Raw genomic sequence first — 16,297 nt, 5'->3', positions numbered from 1 at the left:
TCAGCGCCCGCTGCGGGTCGGCTCGAAGACGGCGCTGGAAATGCCGATGCCAAAACTCTTCAGGCGTTCCAGGAAATGCGGACGGATGCCGCTGGCCGAGAAATACCCGACGACGGCCCCGCTCTCCCCCACCCCCGTCTGCTTGAAGCTGAAGATTTCCTGCATCGTGATGACATCGCCCTCCATGCCCGTGATTTCCTGGATCGACGTGACCTTGCGCTTGCCGTCGATCAGGCGCGACACTTGCACCACCACCGATATGGCCGAGCTGATCTGCTGGCGGATGGCCTTGCTGGGCAAGTTGGCGGCCGCCATGCTGATCATGTTTTCCAGCCGCGTGATGGCGTCGCGCGGGGTGTTGGCGTGGATGGTAGCCATCGAGCCTTCATGGCCCGTGTTCATGGCGCCCAGCATGTCGAGCGCCTCGGCGCCGCGCACCTCGCCCAGGATGATGCGGTCGGGACGCATGCGCAAGGCATTGCGCACCAGCGCGCGCTGGCTCACTTCGCCCTTGCCTTCGATATTCGCGGGCCGCGTTTCCAGCCGTACCACGTGCGGCTGCTGCAATTGCAGCTCGGCCGCGTCTTCCACCGTGACGATGCGTTCCGTATGCCCGATAAAGCCGGAAATGACGTTCAGCATGGTGGTCTTGCCGCTGCCCGTGCCGCCGGAAATGAGGATATTCATCTTCGCCTTGCCCAGGCCCTGCAGCACTTCGGCCATCTCGGCCGTCATGCTGGTGTAGGCGACCAGGTCGGCCAGGCGCAGCGGATCGACGGCAAAACGCCGGATCGACATCACGGGCCCGTCGATGGCCAGCGGCGGGATGATGGCGTTGACGCGCGAACCGTCGGGCAGGCGCGCATCGACCATGGGGCTCGATTCATCGATGCGGCGGCCCACGCGCGAGACGATCTTGTCGATGATCTTCATCAAATGGGCATCGTCATTGAACACGACATCGGTCAATTCCAGCTTGCCGCGCCGCTCGACATATACTTGCTGGTGGCCATTGACGAGGATATCCGACACGGTCGGGTCCGACAGCAAGGTTTCCAGCGGGCCAAAGCCCAGCATCTCGTTGCGGATGTCGCGCGTCAGGTTCTTGCGCTCGAGATCGTTGATCACGACGGCTTCCTCGTCGAGCAGGCGCTCGACCAGGCTGCGCAACTCGTCGCGGATCTGCTCCTGCGTCAGCCGCTGCATGCTTTCCAGGTCGACGCGCTCGAGCAGCAGCGCATGGATGCGCTGTTTCAGCTCGCGGTAGCTGCGGTTGTCGATCGACGGCGCGCGCTGCGGCGTCAGGGTGGCGATCTTGCCATTGCCGAGGCGCTCGCGGATCGACAGGCTGGAGACGGGAGAAGTGGCCATGAGGGTTCCTGTTCGAATGAAGTTAGGCGCGCTGCAGCACGCGGCTCAGCCAGCCTTGCCGCACGGGTTCGGCGCTGACGCCCGTCAGGCTGGCGGCAAACTCCTGCAGCGAGCGCGTGATGGGGCTGTTCTTGTCCAGCTGCAAGATCGGCATGCCCTGGTTGACCGAAGCGGCGGCCGATGCATAGTGATTCGGCACCGTGCGGTCGATCGTGGTGCCATACGCCGCCTCCAGGTCCTGCAGGCGGATTTCGCCGCCCTTGTCGTGCCGGTTGACGATCAGGCGCACCTTGTCCTTGTCGTATTCCAGCGAGCGGAACATGCCCAGCAGGCGCTTGCCATCGCGGATATACGGCAAGGTCGTTTGCAGGATGGGGAAGATCAGGTCCGCGTGGTCGAGCGCGCGCACGCTGACCGCATCGAGGTTGCGCCCCACGTCGAGCACCACGAAGTCGTACTGGCGCCGCGCCAGCTTGATGATGGCGTCGATATGCTCGGGCTGCACTTCGCTGGCATGGGCCGGGTCTTCCGGCGCCGCCAGGACGCTGAAATTGGGCAACACATTAAGCATGCTCGAGGCGAGGAAGGACGGATCGAGGCGGTGGATGTCGCGCGTCACGTCGGCCAGGGTGGCCAGCGGCTTGTTCTCGGAGACAAACAGCGAGGCATCGCCGAAGTGCAGGTTCAGGTCCAGCAGGGCAACACGCTTGTGTCCGCTTTCCGCCAGGGCATAGCCGAGGTTGGTGGCGATGAAGGTGGCGCCGCTGCCGCCCTTGCAGGAAATGAAGGCCAGCACCTTGCCATTGCCATTGTCGCGCCGCTCGAGTTTTTCCTCGATGCGCTCGAGCGCCGGGTAGACGCTGGCGGCCGCCGCCGGCGACGGCAGCACTTCGCGCACGCCTGCACGCATGGCTTGCAGCAGGAAATCAGGCGAATGCTGCGGGCACAGCAGGATGACGGCCAGGCGCGGAAACTGATTGCTCAGGCGCTCGATGGCGGCCAGGTCGGCGCCATCGTTGCCGGGCCGGTCGAACATCAGCACATCGGGCAGCTCTTGCGCCGAGTACAGCTGCTCCAGCGGTCCGCTGCGGGTATCGACGTCGTCGGCCGGATTGCGGTTGCCGACCAGGCGGCCCAGCTCGGCCAATGCTTTTTCATCGCGGGATATGATGGCGATTTTCACGATATGCCTTGCCTGTTCTGTGATAACGGTGACATCTTCATTGGCGACCACCCACGCCGATGGTCAGGGTGCTCGATTGCGGCACGGGCGCGCTGAAGGTTTTCTCGTACGCGGTGTAGCCTGCCACCGCGGACTTGCCGTCGAGGCCGGCGACGGGGTCGCGGTTCAGTCCCGCCTGCGGGTTGATCACCTGCTGTGCCCGCAGAAAATCGACGCTGCGGCCAAACTGGCGGTCCAGGTGCGGCGTGGTGGTGCAGCCGCTGGCGGCGAACGACGCCAGCAGCACGCACAGCACGGAAAGGAATGGCGGACGCTGCATGCTCACTCTCCTATTGAAGGTCGAAGCCGGTCGCCGCGGCGGCGCCCGGTTGTTTGTCGGCGGCGGGCGGCGGCGTGGCATCGCCTTCCATCTTCCCTTGCAGGAAGAATTGCGCGCGGCTGGGCGCCACGTAGGCATCCGTCGGCAACACGTAGTCGCCGGCCAGCGGCTTGACCAGGTGCGGCGTGATGATGAACACGAGTTCGGTGCGGTCCGTCTGGAAATCGCTGCTGCGGAACAAGGCGCCCAGCACGGGTATCTCGCCCAGCATCGGCAGCGCCTTGATATTCGTCGTCACGTTGTTCTTGATCAAGCCGCCGATGGCAAAGCTCTGGCCGTCGAACAATTGCACGGTGGTGGTGGCGCGCCGCGTGGTAAACGCGGGCAGGATGGCGCTGCCGGCCGTGCCGCCCGTGGTGATGCCGATGCCGTCCTTGTTGAGCTCCGACACTTCCGGCGCCACCTTCAAATTGATGCGTCCGCCATCGAGCACGGTGGGCGTGAACTTGACGGCAATGCCGAATTCCTTTTCTTCCAGCGTGATCTTGTTGGTGGCGCTGTCTTGCGAGACGGGAATGTATATCTTGCCGCCGGCCAGGAAGCTGGCCTCCTGGCCGCTGATGGCCATGATGTTCGGTTCGGCCAGCACTTTCACGAGGCCGTCGCGCTTTTGCGCATCGAGCGTGAGGAAATTGCCGTTTTTGCCATTAAAACCGTCGATCATGCTGGGATTACCGCTCAACAAGTTCGACAGGAAGCTGTAGGTCCAGTTGCCGCTGCTGGCGCGCGCGCCGATGCTGGCGCCCAGCTGGTCGACGAGGGTTTTCGACACTTCGGCGATCTTGACTTCCAGCATCACCTGCTGCGGCGCGGCGATGGTCAGCATATTGATCACGCTCACGCCCGGCGTGGCGGCACCGGGGGCACCAGCCACTGGCGCAACGCCGGTCGCGGCAGCCGGCGCCGCCGCCTCGCCGGCACCGCGCTGCGCGAACGCCGTGGCCATGGCCATGATCTGGCTGGCCTTGACGGCGTCCGACACCATGCCCGTCAGCACGATGGCGCCGCCGGCCGAGCTGGCCTTGAGATCGGTTTCGCGCGGAAACACGTGTGACAGCTGGGCCTGCAAGCCGTCGGCATCGACGCCGACTTCGATATCGACAATCACGGGCCGGTGATCCTTGTCCCACAGGATCAGATTGGTGCTGCCCGGTGCCAGGCCCCAGATATACAGCTCGCTGGAACTGCCCAGCAGCCTGGCGCCCGCCACCTTCGGATCATTGACGGCGATCTGCGAAACGGCGCGCGTCAGGCTGCGCAAGGTCGACTTGCCAACGGACAGGCGAATCGGCGGCCCCAGCCGGGCGATATCGGCGCCCAGCGACAGGGGCGCCGCCTGGCTGGCGGCATCCACCTTGCGCACGGCGGGCGCGGCACTGGCGCCAGCCGGCCACAGCAAGCTCGCCGTCAAGCCGCTCAGGGCCAGGGCCAGGCGCACGTGCGGCCTGGCGATACGGGTACGAAATGAGGTCATCGACTATCCCTGCTACTGGTATGGTTAAAATTGCTGGACGCGGGTATCCATGCCCGTGATCACTTTGACGCTCTCGGCCGGTGGCGCGGCGGCACGCGGCGCCTGGCGCGCCGGGGCGGCCGCGCGCGGTGCCGCGACGGGCGCCAGCGGCTTGAGTCCCAGCAGCGACTCCTTGGTGGCGCCGCCCGTGTTGACGGGCGCCGGATCGACCTGGTTGCGCAGCACCAGCGACAAGGCGCCCACGCTGCGCGCCAGGTCGAGCTTTTCCACCTGGTCCGGCGTCAATTCCAGGGTCACGGCATTGACCACCTTGGGCTTGTTGTCGTCGCGGTTCGATTCCTGCGCCACGGCCAGCACCAGGATGCGCTCGAGCACGATCTTGGAAATGGCCAGCTCGGCGCCGCCGCTGGCCTTGGCGCGGTCGTCCTGGGTATTGACGAGGATGTCGACAAAGTTGCCCGGCAAGGCAAAGCCCGCCACCCCGACCACATCGTTGACGCGCACGGTCATGGCGCGCTTGCCGTCGGCCACGATGGAGGACAGGCCGCCGCTCGTGCCCGGCGGCGCAAGCTTGCTTTCCAGTACCGGTTCGCCGAGGCTGACGGCCGAGCGCGTGATGCGTCCGTCCAGCGCCTTGCCGTCGGTAAAGGCGCCGGGCGGCTGCGCCCCTGCGGGCCAGTCCATGCTGCGCAGCATCAACGGACTGATCTTCGTGCCCACGCCGATATCGACCAGGGCCACGACGATCTTCTGGCTGGCGGGCGTGCTCTGGCCGCCCATCCAGATCGCCGCCGTCAGCACGGCGGCACCGGCCAGCACCAGGGCCAGCAGCAACATCAGTAAAGCACGGGTATTTCGCATCGTTTTTCCTCTGACTTCAACTTGATTTCGGTTCGCGGCGTTCCTGCACGGCCAGGTCGTCCGCGCCCTGGCGCTGATTCGCGCCGGCAAAATAATTGTTCCAGGCCCAGTCCAGCACCGTTTCACTCAACTGCACCGCCGTGCCTTCGTAGCGGGCCAGGTCGCGCACCTGGCGCAGCAGGTCGCGCGGGTAGCAGGCCAGCAAGGGCGTCGCGCCGCGCGCATGGCGCTGCAGCAAAAAGGCAAAGGCGGCCGCGTCGAATGCCACGCCGTAGGTGGCGCACATCTGGCGGAACACGGTTTCGTAATGGGCGGCGCTGAGCGCCGGCACTTCGATCTTGTAGCCGAGACGGCGCAGGAAGGCCGCGTCCGACAGGCGCTCGGGCAGGAAATTCGAGGAAAACACCACCACCACGTCGAACGGCACCTGGAAGGTATGGCCGTTGTGCAGCGACAGGTAATCGATGGCGCGGTCCATCGGCACGATCCAGCGGTTCATCAGTTCCAGCGGCGAGCAGCGCTGGCGCCCCAGGTCGTCGATGATGAAAATACCATTGTTGGCTTTCAGGTGCGGCGGCGCGCGGTACAGGCGCGTCACGCTGTCGAAGCGCAGGTCCAGCATTTCCAGGGTCAGCTCGCCGCCCGTCAGCACGGCCGGGCGACGCACGCCGCGCACCCAGCGCGCGTCCAGCTGCACGGCCCGCTCGATGCCGGCCGGCGCTTCCTGCTGCTGCGCCGCCGGCAGATGCAGCACCGGATCATAAAAGGGCACGACTTCGCCATCGACCATGATGGCGTAAGGCAAGGCAATGGCGCCTTGCAGCAAGTCTTGCAAGCGTTCGGCCAGGTAAGTCTTGCCGCTGCCGGCGGCGCCGTAAATGAAAATGGCACGCCCGGAATTCATGGCCGCGCCCAGCTGGTCGAGCACGGCCTGGTTGACCACCACGCCATCGAAGCTGGCTTGCACCTGCGGACGCGTGACGTGCATGTTGGCCACGCTCTGTGCCGCCACCTGCGCGTTATAGGCAGCCAGCGGCACGGGGCACGGGCCCGCGTAGGCATTGCGCGCCAGGCATTCGAGGGCGCGCTGGCGGCCGCTGTCCGTCAACTGGTAATGGATGTCGGCATCCGTGCCGCTGGCGCCGCGGCGCATGACCTCGCACATTTTTTCCTGCCGCATGAAGACGATGACGGGGTCGATCACGCCCAGGCCCAGCTTGACGTAGCTGGCCAGCTCGGGCAGGTGCAGCTGGCCCCGCTGGAACAGCACCTTGACCAGCAGTTCGACGAGGAAAAAAAAGGGCAAGCCCGTCTCTTCGACGGTGCGCGGGGCACGCTGGGACGCCGGTGCGGCAAGCAGGTCAGCAGGCATGGGAACAGCGACAGAAGATGCCAGCGATCATGCGAACATGTCCAGCTGGCCGGCGGCGGCCAGCAGCAGATACAGCGCGGTGCCGCTGGCGATGGCTATGGCATACGGCAACTTTCCGCTGGGCACGACGGGCGCGTCAATATCGGGCCGCTGCGCCGCGATGGCCCGCATGAAGCTGTTCAAGGCCATGTGATAGCTATTGCTGCCGACCTGGCGCAAGGTGCCGTGACAGGCGGCCACGGCCAGTGACAGCACGCCGCCGGCAAGCAGGCTGGCCAGCAGGCAACAGAAGACGGCGAGCGGGCCGACAAAGGCGCCCACCATCGCCATCAGTTTCACATCGCCGGCGCCCAGCGCCTTGAGCGCATACATCGGCAGCAGCAACACCAGGCCCAGGGCCAGGCCGCCCAAGGCCTGCCAGAAGCCGAGCGCGCCCGGCGTGGCCGTCAACAGGCCTGCACCAGCCGGCAACACGGCATTGAGCAACAGCCCGGCCAGCGCGCCAGTCAACACCAGGCGGTTCGGAATGCGGCGGCTGCGCACGTCGTGGTACACGGCCAGCAGCAGCAAACCGGCCAGCAGGACCGCCGGCGACCAGGTCAGGAAAAGATCGGTGTACATGGATTATCTGGCACGCGAAGGACGATGGCTGGGCCACAAACGACGATGGCCCGGCGCCATGCGGCTGATCCGGGCCACCATCGGCGCGTGCCCGGAAAGGGGCGCGCCGCCATTGCACGTGTGCTGATTACTTGCCGGTCAACGTGGTCGAGACGCCTGTAAATACGGTCGACAGATTAGTGCCCAGCAATTTGACCGCGCCAACAATTGCAACAGCGATCAGTGCGGCGATCAGGCCGTATTCGATTGCGGTAACGCCATCTTCTTCAGCGATAAAGTTTTTGATGAAATTCATGATTAATCCATTCAGAGTGAGTTTTACAACGTCATGTGCAACTGCGGATGCGGCCAGCCAATAAATCGATATCACGCATCCTTGCATATAGACAGAAGTGCAATCAGACACACCAAGGCCATCGGCGACAATAACTGTACGTCCCCGGAAAATGAATTTCCGGGCCTGGCGCGCAATACATGCGCGCTGCCTGGAAAATCATCTTTATTCCGGATTTTTTCCGCTTTTGTCCCTATTCGCAATATCAGCCTGGCTAATTCAGCGGTATTTACCGATTGCTGATGCATATATTATAATTAAATAAATATTGATATTAAACAGACAAAAGTAATTTTATTGCCGGTACAAAAGAGCTTTTTTTCTGCGTGACATCAGTACATTTGTACCGGCTTCAATATTCATGCGCCGCCGCAAGGCCATTCTTCAAGGCGTACACATACAGCTCGAGGCGGTTGGCCACATCGAGTTTGCTGTAAATCGACGTCAAATGGTTGCGCAGGGTTTGCTCGGAAATGAAGGCGCGCTGCGCGATGGTTTTGTTGAGTGCGCCATTGCCTTCCACCATCATGGCGACAATCTTGCGCTCCTTGAGGGTCAGCAAGGCGATGCGCGCCGCCTCGGGATCGGGCGCCGCCGGCGTCGGTGCCGGCTTGATCAGCGCTCCCAGCAGACTGCCCAGCAAGGCCTGGTCCAGGCACAGTTCGCCGCGATGCACGCGCGCGATGGCGTCGATGACCTGTGCCGCCGCCACCTCCTTGCCGATCACGCCGCGCGCCCCGTTACGCACGGCGCTGGCCAGTACTTCCTGGTCGCGCGTGCCGCTGAACATCAGCGCCCGCGTGACGCCATTGGCCACCAGCGCCGGCACGAAATCGACGGAACATACGCCATCGAGATCGACATCGAGCACGACGATATCGGGCTGCAAGCTGCAGCTCAGGGCCACGGCATCGCCAATATTGCTGACGCTGGCGACCACTTCCATCGACGGGCACGCTTCCTCCAGCATTTTTTCCAGACCCCACAACATGGTCTTATGGTCGTCGACCAGCATGACGCGAATCGGATGCGGATTTAACATGGATGTATACCTTTTATGTGCCACGGCGCGCAGGGCCAGGCCCTTACACGGGAATTTCAATGCGCACCGCCGTCGCGCCGCCAGCCGCCTGGCCCACCTGCACGGTGCCGCCCAGCGCCAGCGCCCGTTCGGCGATGGAAGCGGGCATGAACGGGGCGCGCCGGGACGCTTCGGACTCGGCGGTATTCTCGATCGAGATCGACACGGCATGCGTGCCGCAGGCCAGGCGCACGCACCCCTCGCGGGCCGTCGTATGCCTGCGGATATTGCTCATGCCTTCGTTAACGATCTGAAACACTTCCGCCGCCAGCCTGTCGCTGAGGACGAACGCCCGCTCCGAGACGATCTCGATGTCGATGCCAAAGAATTTCTTCAACTGTTGCGCCTGCCGCCGCAACGCCGCCAGCAGCTCGGGCTCGTCATGCCGCTCCTGGCCGCCGCGCACCGTCTGCGCCATCTGGCGCAAGTCGCCAATGACCTGGCCGCTCATCTCGATCAGCTTGTCGAGGTCGCCCAGCAAGGGATTGCCGGCGGCCACCTTGGCCCGCAAGGCGCTCAAGCCATGGCGCAAGCCGATGTAGGGCTGGATGGTCGAATCATGCAAATCGCGGGCAATCTTCTGCCGTTCGCGGTAAGCGGCGCCGGAGGCGAGCTTGTCGAGAATGGCGATGTTCTCTATCTGGGGAAATACCTGCTCGACGATCTGCGCCAGGAACGTGGCGTCGGCCTTCGACAGCCGGTCCGTGGCCGCCAGCACATACAGGCGGCCCTGCCCCTTATGCAAAGGCAAGGGAACGCTGATGAAGGATTGCGCATCGAAGAGTTCCGTCAGGGCCGTGCCCTGCGTGGCGTCGAGGTCGAGCCGCTGCCAGGTGGCGCTGGCGCGCGCCTTGCCCTGCCACGCAGGGCCGAGCCCGAGTCGCGAACGCAGCGATGATGCGTACAGCACGCTCTGGCTGGCCTCGAACACCATCAGCGGCGCCACGGCTGCCTCGCTCATCTGGCTGACGCGCCCGCCATTGCCCCGGCTGTCATCGAGCGCCGTGCGCAACTGCCAATGCGCCGCGCCGCCCTCGCGCATGACCAGGATGCAGCTGCTGGCGCCAAAGAAGACGCGCGCCTTCTCCAGCATCGACGCCACCGTATGATCGACGCCGAAACGGGGATTCGATTGCTGGCTCACTTCGCGCAGCAAGGCCAGGCGGCGCTTGTGCTGCACGCTCAAGCCGCCCCAGCAAGCGATCATGGTGCCCAGCGCCATGACAAACGCCGTGCGCAACAGCAGCAGCGGCAAGTTCGGTTCCTGCTCCGACAGCACCGACGCCAGCACCAGCAAGGCGCAGGACGCGAGCGTTATCCGGGTGCCTTCATCGCGCCCCCGCTGGAACGACGAGGCCAGGATCGCAAAGAAAAAATAGGGAAAAAAATAACTCTCGCCACCGCCGGTGCACCACACGATCAGGCCGCACCAGCCTGCATCAAGCCAATACACCCGTTTGCCATTGCCGCGATGAAAATGCAGCAACACCAGCAATGCCGCGCCATACAGCAGATACAGGGACAACATCACCGGGGCGAATTGCCCAGCCATACCTTGATGGCCGGAATCGATCATCAGCGTCAGCAATGCCATCACGGCCAACAATAAACGCATGCCAAAGATCATTTGCAAGTCAGCATGATCCTCCGGCGGCAAGGCCGCCACGGTATTCTTTCCCCATTGCAATTGTTTCTGTTGCAGCATACTGATTTCATCTTTACAAAAATTACCATTTTCCCGGCATGCCGGAGAATGGTTAATTATTTTTTAATTTTCGTACGCCCCGCATATTACTCCCAGGATTAGAAATTAGGAATGAAAAGCCTGTCATTTACTATGTAAATTATAATAAACTTGATTTCCGTGCATTTTAATGCGACCCTCACTCGCGCAAAGCGCGCTAAAATGAGCCGAGGCAAATTGATTTGAATACATAGCCTAAATACGCAGGCGCGAGCCTTTACCTGGATACCTGAAATGATGCTCAGCAAGGCTACGCCCCGCTTTCCCCGCCCCCCGCCCGCCGGCATCGGGCAAGCTGGCGCCTCCCTTGTCGAGTTTGCCATCATCGCTCCCGTCTTCCTGCTGCTGATGATCGGCGTGATCGAATTGAGCATGGCGTATTTCGCCAATCTCACCATGCAGCATGCGGTGCGCGAAGGCGCGCGCTATGCGGTGACGGGCAACAGCGATCTCGACCCGGCCAGCAGCAACCAGCAACGCTACCAGGCCGTCATTCAAAAAATGAAAGCCAGTTCCATGGGTATCTACGACAAGGTCAATCCCGTCATCACGGTGAACGGCAGCAGCGGCACCAGCGCCGGCATGTTTGGCAACAGCGGCGATATCGTCGTCATCTCCGTCGCATATAACTGGACATTCGCCACGCCGATGATGGCCGCCTTCTACAAGGACGGCAAATCGGCCAACGTAGTGGCCGCCACCATGCGCAATGAAAGCTTTGGCGGCCTATGATGCGTTCACGCCCTGCGGCAAGACGCGCCGCGCGCGGCATCGCCGCCGTGGAATTTGCCATCGTGCTGCCGCTGCTGGCACTGCTGCTATTCATGGTGGTCGACCTGTCGCGCGCCATCCAGGCCAAGATCATCCTGCTCAATATCAGCCGTGAAGGCGCCAACCTGGCTTCGCGCTCGACGTCCGACCTGAGCGGCTCGAGCCAGACCATCATGAATGCGCTGGCCGCCAGCACGCCGCCGCTGGACATGAACAAGCGCGGCATGATCTACGTCACCAAGATCATGGGCTACACGGCGAAGAGCGGCTTGCGCAATATCGTGCTGGAACAATACCGCTGGGATGCCGGCGCGAAGTCCAGCGGCTACCTGCCAGCCAGCCAGGTGTGGCGGTGCGGCAGCTGGAGCAATGGCACGTGCACCAATATCGCCAAGGACAACGATGCCCCCACGGTGTCCTTGATGCAGAACCAGCTGGCCGACGGCGAACTGATCTACGCCGTGGAAACTTTCTACAATTTCGACATGCTGTTCGGCACCTTGAAATTTGGCAACAGCACGACGCCCACCCTGGGCCCCGACCTGACTTCGATGACGATATTCTGATGCGCATTTCCTACAAACGGCAAGGCGGACAAGTGCTGATCATGGTGGCGCTGTCGGCCGTCGTCCTGATCGCCTCGGTGGGCCTGGCCGTCGATTCGGCCCTCGGCTACCTCGTCAAGGCCAAGCTCAATGCGGCCGTCGACTCGGCCAGCCTGGCGGCGGCGCGTGGCGTTACCACGGGCAACTCGGAAACGGAGCAGCGGGCCAGTGCGCGCCAGTCGGCCAAGGAGTTTTTTGACATCAATTATCCGGATCAGTTCCTGCTGTCGACGCCGACCCTGAATCCGGTCGACGTCACGTTCAACAAGGGCACCGTCACCATCGACGTCTCGGCCACCGCCACCCTGCCCGTCTCGCTGATGGGCATACTCGGTTTCAAGACACTGAACGTGGCTGCCAGCGCGCAAACCATCCGCAAGGACCTGGACATGGTGCTGGTGATGGATACGTCGGGGTCGCTGGAATCCAATGCCGACGCCGTGCGGGCGGCGGGCAAGTCCTTCCTGAACAAATTCAACTCCACCGTGGACCGCGTCGGCCTCCTGCATTTCGCCAGCGGCGCGCAAGTCGACCTGCAGATCAAGAAATCCGACCGTGGCTTCGATCGCACGAGCGCGAACGCCGCGATCAACAACTTCAACTTTGTTGGCGGCACGAATTACTCGGAAGGCATGTGGAATGCCCTCGATCAACTCAAGGGCATCAGCCAGAGCAATCGCTCCAGCCTGCGCGTCATCGTGTTCTTTTCCGATGGATCTCCGTCCGCCTTTTCCTCTTACTTTTTCCCCAGCATGAGTGGCAAGTGCCCGTTCGCTGGAGCGCTGGCCGTGTACGACGACTTACCATCGAGCGGTTTTGCGACAGATGGACTGTACCGTATCAATTCAACCAGCACCAAGCTCGCGCCCGAGACCGATTGCTCTAGAAACCTGATCAGTAAACTACCGGCCTGGTATAACGCACACAATTCCCCCGCCCAGGCCGACGATGTGACGCTGCGCGAATTCCCCATCGTGACCACTACGCCGCGTGCGGTGAACAACGATATGTCCACCAGAAAACTCCAGTGGACCAATATGCACCGTGCATCGCGCAACCTGGCAGAAGCGATGGCCAGCAAGGCGCGCCTGGAAAAAACCTACATCTTTACCCTGGGCATGGGAGCCGCGCTGAAGGGCAAGGCAGGGCCAGACAATGAAATCGGCGAAGACTTGCTACGCTGCATGGCCAATACGAGCGATGCGCCTACGCGTTGCCGCAAACCGGCCGAACCCGTGGGCCTGTACTGCTATGCAGCCACCGACAGCGACCTGAGCCCCTGTTTTACGCGGCTCGCCTCGGCCATTTTGCGCATTTCCAAATAAGGCCTGATCACCGGTTAGAAGGCAAAGCAGCTGCAGCCCAAGGTGCCCCAGAAGCCGGAAAAATCGCTGATCGGCACGGCCGACTTGCGCGCCCGGTCGTGGGCGTGGGCATGCACGCCGCAGGCGCCCGCGCACTGGTGCGGCAGCATGGCTTGCGCTTGCGCCGGCCTGGCCACGGGCCGGTAATGGCCGGGCACCGCGCGCACGGGCGACCACTCGGGCAGCACGGGAATCAAAGGCGGCGCCAGTGTCGAAAATTGTCCCTGGCCGTAGACGACCTTGCCGCCCACCATGGTCAGCACGGACTCGATGGACTTGATCGCATCTTCCGGCACCGTAAAATAATCGGCCGACAGCACGGACAGGTCGGCCAGCATGCCCTCGCGGATGCGCCCCTTCTTGCCTTGCTCGCTGGAGAACCAGGCACTGCCCGCCGTCCACAGTTCCAGCGCCGTGTCGCGCGACAATCTGCCCGCCGCATCCGTCAAGGCCAGGCCGCCCACGGTGCGCCCCGAAACAAGCCAGTACAGCGCCGTCCACGGGTTGTAGCTGGCGACCCTGGTCGCATCCGTGCCGCCGCCCACGGGCACGCCCGCGTCCAGCATGCGCTGCACGGGCGGCGTGGCCTTGGCGGCATCCGCGCCATAGCGCTCGACGAAATACTCGCCCTGGAAGGCCATGCGGTGCTGGATGGCCAGGCCGCCACCGAGCGCCTTGACCCGGTCGATATTCTTCGGGCTGATGGTTTCCGCGTGGTCGAACAGCCAGTGCAAGCCGCCGAACGGCGTGTCGCGGTTGACCTTTTCAAACACGTCGAGCATGCGGCTGATCGATTCGTCATAGGTGGCGTGCAGGCGGAACGGCCAGCGCTGCTCGACCAGGTGGCGCACGACCTTTTCCAGCTCGTCTTCCATGCCGGCCGCCAGCTCGGGGCGCGGCTCGAGGAAATCCTCGAAGTCGGCGGCGGAAAACACGAGCATTTCGCCGGCGCCATTGTGGCGGTAAAAGTCGGTGCCGTCGCCGGGCTTGACCATGCCGGTCCACTTCTGGAAGTCCTGCAGTTCCGCGCCCTTGTTTTGTGTGAACAGGTTGTAGGCGATGCGGATGGTCAGCTGCTCCTTTTGCGCCAGTTCGTCGACGACGGCGTAATCCTCGGGATAATTCTGGAAGCCGCCGCCCGCGTCGATGGCGCTGGTGACGCCAAGGCGGTTCAATTCGCGCATGAACTGGCGCGTGGAATTGATTTGCAGTTCGCGCGGCAGGCTCGGGCCTTTCGCCAGCGTGGCATACAGGATCATGGCGTTCGGCCGGGCGATCAGCAAGCCGGTCGGATTGCCGGCCCCGTCGCGCACGATTTCGCCGCCGGGCGGGTTCGGCGTGTTCTTGTCATAGCCGACGGCGCGCAGGGCGGCGCGGTTCAGCAGGGCGCGGTCGTACAGGTGCAGAATGAAAACGGGCGTATCGGGCGCGGCCGCGTTGATTTCATCGAGGGTCGGCATGCGTTTTTCCGCGAACTGGAATTCCGTCCAGCCGCCCACCACGCGCACCCATTGCGGATTCGGCGTGCGCAAGGCTTGTTCCTTGAGCATGCGCAGGGCGTCGGCCAGCGACGGCACGCCTTCCCAGCGCAATTCCAGGTTGTAGTTCAAGCCGCCGCGGATCAGGTGCAGGTGCGAATCGTTCAGGCCGGGAATCACCGTGCGGCCAGCCAGGTCGATCAGCTGCGTGGCGGGGCCGCGATGGCGCATCACGTCTTCCACGTCGCCGACGGCGAGGAATTTGCCATCGGCGATGGCGACGGCGGACGCCAGCGGCTGCGTCCTGTCGACCGTGTGGAAACGGCCGTTGAGCATGATCGTGTGTGCGTGCATGGAAACTCCCCAATCAAATGAAAACACGGCCCCGCCGGCGGGCGGCGGAGCCAAAATCAGCAAAAAATCAAAGGCCTTCGCTGGCGTTGAACATCGATTTGGCGTAGATCAGGCCCAGGCCATAGCCGCCGCCGTGCGCCACGGCCGTCGCCACCGTTTCATTGTAGGTCTCGCCGCGGGCCCAGTCGCGCTGCAGTTCCAGCAAGTATTGCACGGACGTCATCGGCTGCGCGCCCGCCTGTATCATGCGCTGCATCGCCATCGCATGGGCTTCGTCGGAGACGTCGCCGCTGGCGTCGGCGATCACGTAGACGTCAAAACCCTGCTCCAGCGCCGACAGCGCGGGACCGACGATGCACACCGACGTCCACAAGCCGGCCAGCACGATCTTGCCCTTGCCGTAGCCATTCACCTTGTCGGCGATGCGCGCATCTTCCCAGGTGTTCATGCTGGTGCGGTCGATCGGCGCCTGATCCGGGAAGACGGACTGGATCTCGTCGAAGATCGGGCCGGAGAATGATTTCGCCGCCACCGTCGTCAAAATCGTCGGCACCTTGAATTCCGCTGCCGCCTTGGCCACCAGGGCCGCATTGTTGCGCAGCAGGGCCAGGTCGATGGAACGGGTAGCGAACGCCATCTGCGACTGGTGGTCGATCATGATCAGGGTATGATCGTTCGGGGTCAGCAGTTTTTGGGCGGCTTGGGCGGTAGCGATAGGCATGATGTTTTCCTTAGTGAAAATAATTGAATATGAAATTACGGATGTCGTTATACGGTGCTTCTGCTCCTGCCCTTGCGTCACGCTGTGTGTGCCGGGCCAGTGCTATGCAGTATGGACGAGATGATTTGAAAACAAAAACGGAAAGAATGCCAAGCTATGTGCAATTTTTTCGATAATAGAAAATAGCCGCAACAGCGGCCTGTTCATCAAGGAGTAACCATGGGATTTGAATTCAGGATCACGGCCAGCCTGACGCAGGAACAGCGCCAGCACATCGAGCAGCAGCTGGCGGCGCTGCCGCAAGCGTCAGGCGCCATGCCGGACACGGACGCCAGGCTGACGGACGCCGGCCTGTATATATGCCAGCACCTGCGCCCGGATCCCTGGCACGGCCTTGAAGCCCTGCGCGCCTGGCTCGATGCACAGGGCGTGGACTATGCCGTCGCCGAGATCGACGACTAGGCGCTGCTTTTCTTTACTTGCGGCATTGCAAAGCTGAAACAAAACAGGCGCGTTTTTGCCATGCTGTTATACTTCGCGTGTGCGGCACATATGACCAGTCCCCTTGCCGCTGTCTTTCGACC

16 protein-coding genes are annotated in these 16,297 nt (G+C 62.9%); 4 read left to right on the top strand and 12 right to left on the bottom strand.

Annotated elements, in window-relative coordinates:
• From SJI03_RS17320 to SJI03_RS17275, 10 genes are all read right to left on the bottom strand, one after another.
• Window positions 1-1,347: a CpaF family protein gene (locus tag SJI03_RS17320; RefSeq protein WP_416208766.1), complete on the bottom strand. Its 1,347-nt coding sequence runs from the start codon at window positions 1,345-1,347 to the stop codon at window positions 1-3.
• A gap of 46 nt (window positions 1,348-1,393) precedes the next feature.
• Window positions 1,394-2,554 carry an AAA family ATPase gene (locus SJI03_RS17315; protein ID WP_099380408.1) on the bottom strand — a complete coding sequence of 387 codons (1,161 nt, stop codon included), beginning with the start codon at window positions 2,552-2,554 and terminating at the stop codon, window positions 1,394-1,396.
• Between the two features lie 37 nt (window positions 2,555-2,591).
• On the bottom strand, window positions 2,592-2,873 hold the full coding sequence (locus SJI03_RS17310; protein ID WP_322428019.1) for a pilus assembly protein: 282 nt from the start codon (window positions 2,871-2,873) through the stop codon (window positions 2,592-2,594).
• Between the two features lie 10 nt (window positions 2,874-2,883).
• Window positions 2,884-4,407, bottom strand: coding sequence for a type II and III secretion system protein family protein (locus SJI03_RS17305; RefSeq protein WP_322428018.1), 1,524 nt, complete (start codon window positions 4,405-4,407; stop codon window positions 2,884-2,886).
• A 24-nt stretch (window positions 4,408-4,431) separates the two neighbouring features.
• Window positions 4,432-5,268 carry a Flp pilus assembly protein CpaB gene (gene cpaB, locus SJI03_RS17300; protein ID WP_099380411.1) on the bottom strand — a complete coding sequence of 279 codons (837 nt, stop codon included), beginning with the start codon at window positions 5,266-5,268 and terminating at the stop codon, window positions 4,432-4,434.
• A gap of 16 nt (window positions 5,269-5,284) precedes the next feature.
• Window positions 5,285-6,640: an ATP-binding protein gene (locus SJI03_RS17295; RefSeq protein WP_322428017.1), complete on the bottom strand. Its 1,356-nt coding sequence runs from the start codon at window positions 6,638-6,640 to the stop codon at window positions 5,285-5,287.
• Window positions 6,641-6,667: 27 nt separating this feature from the next.
• On the bottom strand, window positions 6,668-7,261 hold the full coding sequence (locus tag SJI03_RS17290; protein WP_322428016.1) for an A24 family peptidase: 594 nt from the start codon (window positions 7,259-7,261) through the stop codon (window positions 6,668-6,670).
• 127 nt (window positions 7,262-7,388) lie between these two features.
• Window positions 7,389-7,556 (bottom strand): Flp family type IVb pilin, encoded by a 168-nt coding sequence (locus SJI03_RS17285; protein WP_099380413.1) that lies wholly within the window; start codon window positions 7,554-7,556, stop codon window positions 7,389-7,391.
• Between the two features lie 391 nt (window positions 7,557-7,947).
• The gene (locus tag SJI03_RS17280; RefSeq protein ID WP_233516342.1) at window positions 7,948-8,637 is read right to left on the bottom strand and encodes a response regulator transcription factor; all 690 of its coding nucleotides are present in this window, start codon (window positions 8,635-8,637) and stop codon (window positions 7,948-7,950) included.
• A 43-nt stretch (window positions 8,638-8,680) separates the two neighbouring features.
• On the bottom strand, window positions 8,681-10,381 hold the full coding sequence (locus tag SJI03_RS17275) for a sensor histidine kinase (RefSeq protein WP_099380415.1): 1,701 nt from the start codon (window positions 10,379-10,381) through the stop codon (window positions 8,681-8,683).
• Window positions 10,382-10,654: 273 nt separating this feature from the next.
• Between SJI03_RS17275 and SJI03_RS17270 the strand changes: the two genes are divergently transcribed.
• From SJI03_RS17270 to SJI03_RS17260, 3 genes are read left to right on the top strand one after another with little or no spacing between them, the layout of a single operon-like run.
• Complete coding sequence (locus tag SJI03_RS17270; RefSeq protein WP_322428015.1) at window positions 10,655-11,152, top strand: TadE/TadG family type IV pilus assembly protein; 498 nt, start codon at window positions 10,655-10,657, stop codon at window positions 11,150-11,152.
• Window positions 11,149-11,757, top strand: coding sequence for a TadE/TadG family type IV pilus assembly protein (locus tag SJI03_RS17265; protein ID WP_322428014.1), 609 nt, complete (start codon window positions 11,149-11,151; stop codon window positions 11,755-11,757). Before SJI03_RS17270 ends, SJI03_RS17265 begins: the two co-directional genes overlap by 4 nt.
• Window positions 11,757-13,121: a vWA domain-containing protein gene (locus tag SJI03_RS17260; RefSeq protein ID WP_322428013.1), complete on the top strand. Its 1,365-nt coding sequence runs from the start codon at window positions 11,757-11,759 to the stop codon at window positions 13,119-13,121. The genes SJI03_RS17265 and SJI03_RS17260 overlap by 1 nt, the downstream gene beginning before the upstream one ends.
• A gap of 14 nt (window positions 13,122-13,135) precedes the next feature.
• Here SJI03_RS17260 and SJI03_RS17255 read toward each other — a convergent pair whose 3' ends face one another.
• Complete coding sequence (locus SJI03_RS17255) at window positions 13,136-14,992, bottom strand: amidohydrolase (RefSeq protein ID WP_322428012.1); 1,857 nt, start codon at window positions 14,990-14,992, stop codon at window positions 13,136-13,138.
• 67 nt (window positions 14,993-15,059) lie between these two features.
• Window positions 15,060-15,713 carry a hydrolase gene (locus tag SJI03_RS17250; RefSeq protein WP_322428011.1) on the bottom strand — a complete coding sequence of 218 codons (654 nt, stop codon included), beginning with the start codon at window positions 15,711-15,713 and terminating at the stop codon, window positions 15,060-15,062.
• Window positions 15,714-15,932: 219 nt separating this feature from the next.
• Here SJI03_RS17250 and SJI03_RS17245 point away from each other — a divergent pair, with 219 nt between their 5' ends.
• The gene (locus tag SJI03_RS17245; protein ID WP_322428010.1) at window positions 15,933-16,175 is read left to right on the top strand and encodes a hypothetical protein; all 243 of its coding nucleotides are present in this window, start codon (window positions 15,933-15,935) and stop codon (window positions 16,173-16,175) included.
• Window positions 16,176-16,297 lie beyond the last annotated feature (122 nt).

The organism is Janthinobacterium sp. GMG1, from assembly GCF_034427795.1.
Lineage (GTDB): Bacteria > Pseudomonadota > Gammaproteobacteria > Burkholderiales > Burkholderiaceae_D > Janthinobacterium.
The sequence above is the reverse complement of the archived record's forward strand: the minus strand, read 5'-3'. Positions and strand labels throughout refer to the sequence as shown.

Bases quoted from the DNA above. Each gene is read 5' to 3' on its own strand.
- SJI03_RS17310 (WP_322428019.1), bottom strand. From the start codon at position 2,873: ATGCAGCGTCCGCCATTCCTTTCCGTGCTGTGCGTGCTGCTGGCGTCG.
- SJI03_RS17305 (WP_322428018.1), bottom strand. From the start codon at position 4,407: ATGACCTCATTTCGTACCCGTATCGCCAGGCCGCACGTGCGCCTGGCC.
- cpaB (WP_099380411.1), bottom strand. From the start codon at position 5,268: ATGCGAAATACCCGTGCTTTACTGATGTTGCTGCTGGCCCTGGTGCTG.
- SJI03_RS17295 (WP_322428017.1), bottom strand. From the start codon at position 6,640: ATGCCTGCTGACCTGCTTGCCGCACCGGCGTCCCAGCGTGCCCCGCGC.
- SJI03_RS17290 (WP_322428016.1), bottom strand. From the start codon at position 7,261: ATGTACACCGATCTTTTCCTGACCTGGTCGCCGGCGGTCCTGCTGGCC.
- SJI03_RS17285 (WP_099380413.1), bottom strand. From the start codon at position 7,556: ATGAATTTCATCAAAAACTTTATCGCTGAAGAAGATGGCGTTACCGCA.
- SJI03_RS17280 (WP_233516342.1), bottom strand. From the start codon at position 8,637: ATGTTAAATCCGCATCCGATTCGCGTCATGCTGGTCGACGACCATAAG.
- SJI03_RS17275 (WP_099380415.1), bottom strand. From the start codon at position 10,381: ATGCTGCAACAGAAACAATTGCAATGGGGAAAGAATACCGTGGCGGCC.
- SJI03_RS17270 (WP_322428015.1), top strand. From the start codon at position 10,655: ATGATGCTCAGCAAGGCTACGCCCCGCTTTCCCCGCCCCCCGCCCGCC.
- SJI03_RS17265 (WP_322428014.1), top strand. From the start codon at position 11,149: ATGATGCGTTCACGCCCTGCGGCAAGACGCGCCGCGCGCGGCATCGCC.
- SJI03_RS17260 (WP_322428013.1), top strand. From the start codon at position 11,757: ATGCGCATTTCCTACAAACGGCAAGGCGGACAAGTGCTGATCATGGTG.
- SJI03_RS17255 (WP_322428012.1), bottom strand. From the start codon at position 14,992: ATGCACGCACACACGATCATGCTCAACGGCCGTTTCCACACGGTCGAC.
- SJI03_RS17250 (WP_322428011.1), bottom strand. From the start codon at position 15,713: ATGCCTATCGCTACCGCCCAAGCCGCCCAAAAACTGCTGACCCCGAAC.
- SJI03_RS17245 (WP_322428010.1), top strand. From the start codon at position 15,933: ATGGGATTTGAATTCAGGATCACGGCCAGCCTGACGCAGGAACAGCGC.